Below are 4827 nucleotides of genomic sequence, written 5' to 3'. Positions count from 1 at the left end.
GTCTATTAGCGACATAAATGTCAAGTAGAAATTTCTTCTATTTTTTATCGTGTATATTACCGTAATCAAAATAGTAGCGGTAAAAACTGGTTCGACAATAGCTTGAACAATTGTCAATTCTGCAGTTGTACCCAACTCCATATTAGGATCATATGAAAACAAGCGAAGATACTTGAGTCCGCCATAAGCAATCAACTCAATTGATCTTCTAACAAACTTTGCCATAAATATCCAAGAAAGCGCATTCAGGAGAAAGATAAAGCATAGTTTCTGCTTGTTTAACGGATACTGCTCCTCTACACTTGTTTCAGTAGAAATTTTGGTAATATTATTACTCAGTATGAGATAAACTAGATTAAATATTATGAGTATGCAAATACAATATAAGTGTATTATTAATGAAGGAGCAAATAAATCAAATAAACCCATTGAAGATAAGCTTCCTGTAGTACACCAAATGACGGTGAAGAGTGAATTCAGTCTGAAAAAACTTCCAAACCTCATTTTAGTCACCAGTAATATCAAACAAACAATGACGGTATATGTGATAACTATCACAACAACACCCCTTCACTATCTACAAATATCTATATGATTACAAATTATGTTTTTATGATGATTAGGTTTATCTAAAATATTGTATTAAATAAACAAATAAGCAATGATTTAAGTAAGTAATCCAGAATAAGGTCATAAAGTCGGAGTGCATTAGTTGAAATACTTGGTCAGAAGCCTTCCATAAAGCTCGACATACTCTCTAAACCTATCGCCAGAATCAAATCGCTTGATTGCCCGCTTTCTGCAATTCTTGGTGTATTCTTCCTTTCCTCTCTTCTTCACGATTTCTATCGCGTTGAACAATCCTCCTGTATCTCCTTTATCTACAATCAGACCACAGGTGTTATCTATTGTCTCCGGCGAGCCGCCCGTTCTGAATGTTATTACTGGAGCTCCGCAGGCCAAAGCCTCAAGATTAGTAGTCGGGAAATTATCTTCAAGGGTCGGATTGACAAAAACATCAGCCATGGAATAGGCCTCAACCAGCCTCTCTATGTTCTCAGTTCGCTGAATACCGGTTATGTTCTTCGGCAAAGACCTGATTTGTTTCTTATTCAATCCTATAAGAAATATCACACTACTCTCGTCCAGCTTGTCTGCAATCTCCAGAAAGTATTTCAACCCCTTTCTCGGACTGAACTGTGCTGCAACTCCCAGAATTACGAACTTATCCTCACTTATTCCAAAAGAACTCTTCTTGGATGCCCTCGGAGAAAACGCTTCTGTATCAACCCCGTTGTTAATGACTATTGTTTGATGATGCCTCAAGAATGATTCTTCAACAAGATTTTTTAGCCACTTAGACGGTGTTACTAATATCATATTCTCAACATTCTCAAAGAGCTCCTTCTTTTTCCAATATGATTTTTCTGAGTGATCAAAGAACAGACTCCGTGGATAAGTATCTACTTGAGGACATTTATAACACCCTGTTTTCCATTTGTTGCAGCCAACATAATCAAAATACGCACAATGTCCCGTAAATGCCCAGCAATCGTGCAATGTCCAGATCACTGGAATTCTCTTCGCTTTGATGTATCTGAACAGAAGCTCGATGTTTGTGTAGTAGCCATGAATGTTATGCAGGTGAATGAGATTAGGTTCGATCTCATCTACTTTTTCAAGAAAACTCTTCGCCGCTTTCTTTGAGGAAAAACCATGTTTTCCGGTTACTCTAGTTACCAAACCATGCCAATAGATATCGAGCTTTGTTCCTATCTTTATCGATTTCTCGTCAGATGGCTCATCTCCTCTTCCATAAGCCATGTAGGCATCATAACCAGTTTCTCTTGCTAGATTCGTTATCTGAGTCATTATTCGACCGGTACTCCCACGATTACTGGTGTTTATGGACAAAACTGTCTTTGTCACAATTCATTCTCCCAGATGATATATCAAACGAATAATCTTGAATTCACTAACCACAGGTGCTAACTGCATCATCTACTAAGTGAATACCAATCGTAGGTCTTGGTGAGTCCTTCCTTAAGTTCGGTTCTGTGTCTCCATCCAGCTTCATGAATTCTGGTCACATCCAGCAGTTTCCTGGGTGTCCCGTCTGGTTTGGAAGTATCGAACTTCAACTCACCCTTGTATCCTACAACTTCTCCAATGAGCTCTGCAAGTTCTCTTATTGTAACGTCTTCTCCAGTTCCTACGTTGAAGAAGTCGTTTCCTGAGTAGTTCTTCATTAAAAAGAGACAGGCATCTGCCAGATCATCCACAAACAGGAATTCTCTCCTGGGGGTACCCGTTCCCCATATTTCAACATAAGGAGCATTGTTTACCTTTGCTTCGTGGAACTTTCGAATCAGCGCAGGTAAGACATGGCTTGTGTTCAGATCGAAGTTATCATTCGGTCCATACAGATTCGTAGGCATAACGCTTATGAAATTAGTCCCGTATTGCTTATTGAAGTACTGGCACATCTTCATGCCGGAGATCTTTGCAAGTGCATACGGTTCATTTGTTTCTTCGAGATATCCGGAAAGAAGATACTCTTCCTTTATCGGCTGAGGTGCCATCTTAGGATATATACAAGAGCTTCCGAGGAAGAGAAGCTTCTTCACTCCGAATTCATGAGACGCCTTTATGACATTGCATTCGATCATGAGGTTTATGTATATGAAGTCGGCAGGATATACGCTGTTTGCCTGTATTCCTCCAACCTTTGCCGCGGCGAGAAATACATATTCCGGCCTCTCCTTCTCGAAGAACTCCCACGTCGCCTTTTGATCAGTCAGATCAAGCTCTTCGAAGGTTCTGGTGACTATGTTCCTAAAACCCTCAGACTCTAGCTTCCTCATAATGGCCGAACCAACAAGCCCATTGTGACCGGCGACGTAGATCTTGGAAGCAGTTGAGAGTTGAGTGTGGAGCGTGGAGGTAGAAGCTCCCTTTTCTTCTTCAGTCATGGTTCTCTCCCTTCTTTCTCAGAGATGAAATCAAAGCATTCATCATTCTCTGAATCGTTGCACGTCTTTCTTCGAGTTTATCATAGTCATCTTGACTCACAAATCCTAGCCTTTGGCTAATCTCTAGCTGAGTTCCGATTTCAAATAATGATCCTCTAGCTATATGGAGAAAGTTTATCAGTTCTTTCTTCCCGTTTCTTCCGCTGCCTTCAGCTAGATTAGATGGTAAAGAGACTGCGGCTCTCCTTAGTTGCGAGACCAGACCGAATCTATCACTGTCTGGAAAGGATTCGGTGATCTTGTATATGTCAACAACGAAATCAATGCTTTTCCTATACACATCCAAGTCTTTGTATAACATGTTCTAAACCTCCGTGCTAACGTTCTTTATTGTGCATTAACATTACACATGTAACTCAAAACCTTTCACACTGAACTTTCCACGCTCAAATCACTACTTACTACCAACTACTCACTACTCTCCACCCTCAACTCTCCACTATCCCTTGTACTGCTTCTTATACTTCTCATACTTTGCGGCTTCGAGATCGGCTTTCATCATTATCTGAACGAGTTCTTTGAATTTGACTTCGGGTTGCCAGCCGAGTTTCTCTTTTGCCTTCGCCGGATCTCCAAGGAGTAACTCTACTTCAGTTGGTCTGAAGTAGTCAGGGTCAATTTCGACGACTATGTTTCCCGTCTTTGGGTCGATCCCCTTCTCTTCAACGCCCTTTCCTCTCCACTGAATATCTATTCCCGCTTCTTTGAAAGACAGTTCCACGAATTCTCTTACAGTGTGGGTTTCTCCTGTGGCTATAACAAAGTCTCCCGGTTCTTCCTGCTGGAGCATCAGCCACATTGCCTTGACGTAATCCGGAGCATATCCCCAGTCTCTCTTCGCGTCCATGTTTCCAAGATAGACCTTGTCTTGAAGACCAAGTGATATTCTTGAAGCTGCCCTTGTGATCTTTCTGGTGACAAATGTCTCTCCCCGCCTTGGCGACTCATGATTGAAGAGGATGCCGTTGCTCCCAAAGATTCCATAAGCTTCTCTGTAGTTGACTGTTATCCAGTAAGCATATAGCTTAGCAGCTGCGTATGGACTTCTAGCATAGAATGGAGTCGTTTCTTTCTGAGGAGTTTCTTGCACTTTCCCGTAAAGCTCGCTCGTTGATGCCTGATAGAACTTCGTCTTTTTCTCTAGTCCGAGAAAGCGGATCGCTTCCAGTAATCTGAGAGTACCTAATCCGTCTGAGTTCGCAGTGTATTCCGCGGTCTCAAAAGACACTTTCACATGGCTCTGGGCAGCGAGATTGTAAATCTCGTCTGGCTGTATCTCCTGAATAAGTCTGATCAAATTCGTCGAATCCGTCAGGTCTCCATAATGAAGAAAGAGATTTACATCTCTTTCGTGAGGATCCTTGTATAAATGATCTATTCTCTTTGTATTGAAACTGCTGGATCTCCTAATTATTCCATGGACTTCATAACCCTTATCTAGTAAAAGCTCAGCAAGATAAGAACCGTCTTGGCCGGTGATACCAGTAATCAAGGTACTCTTGTTCATTAATCTATCCCCTTTTACTCAATTAGTTTTGCTCTTTCTTCCTGTGAATTACGCTCCAATACTTCGGTTAGTAAATAATCCGCTTGCTTAGAACCTCTTCTACTAGCGATTTTTCTATGCTTTTCCTTCTTCCTCGCTTCTTTAACTCGTTGTTGCATGCGTTGAGACTCTTTAGTTTGATTCGACAACGGAAATGTGTGTCTGCATTGAACAATCGATCTTTGATCTTTAATTCTTTTGATTGAGTTCCTCGAACTTATCGAGGATTTGGTCAATGTGATATCCTGC

At 41.1% G+C, this 4827-nt stretch carries 5 protein-coding genes; all 5 read right to left on the bottom strand.

Annotated elements, in window-relative coordinates; genetic code table 11:
* Nucleotides 1-225, bottom strand: a 225-nt coding sequence (locus RJ60_RS15520) for a hypothetical protein (protein ID WP_180979917.1), incomplete at its 3' end; no start/stop codon positions are given.
* A gap of 483 nt (nt 226-708) precedes the next feature.
* Nucleotides 709-1929 (bottom strand): glycosyltransferase, encoded by a 1221-nt coding sequence (locus RJ60_RS06055; RefSeq protein WP_219725868.1) that lies wholly within the window; start codon nt 1927-1929, stop codon nt 709-711.
* 68 nt (nt 1930-1997) lie between these two features.
* Complete coding sequence (locus RJ60_RS06050; RefSeq protein WP_103134253.1) at nt 1998-2972, bottom strand: GDP-L-fucose synthase; 975 nt, start codon at nt 2970-2972, stop codon at nt 1998-2000.
* Complete coding sequence (locus tag RJ60_RS06045) at nt 2965-3333, bottom strand: four helix bundle protein (RefSeq protein ID WP_103134252.1); 369 nt, start codon at nt 3331-3333, stop codon at nt 2965-2967. The genes RJ60_RS06050 and RJ60_RS06045 overlap by 8 nt, the downstream gene beginning before the upstream one ends.
* 138 nt (nt 3334-3471) lie before the next feature.
* Nucleotides 3472-4539 (bottom strand): GDP-mannose 4,6-dehydratase, encoded by a 1068-nt coding sequence (gmd, locus tag RJ60_RS06040; RefSeq protein WP_103134251.1) that lies wholly within the window; start codon nt 4537-4539, stop codon nt 3472-3474.
* Between the last annotated feature and the right edge of the window lie 288 nt (nt 4540-4827).

Origin of the sequence: Mesotoga sp. B105.6.4, assembly GCF_002896535.1 — a bacterium.
In the GTDB taxonomy this organism is placed as follows: Bacteria; Thermotogota; Thermotogae; order Petrotogales; family Kosmotogaceae; genus Mesotoga.
This window is presented reverse-complemented; position numbering and strand designations above follow the sequence as displayed.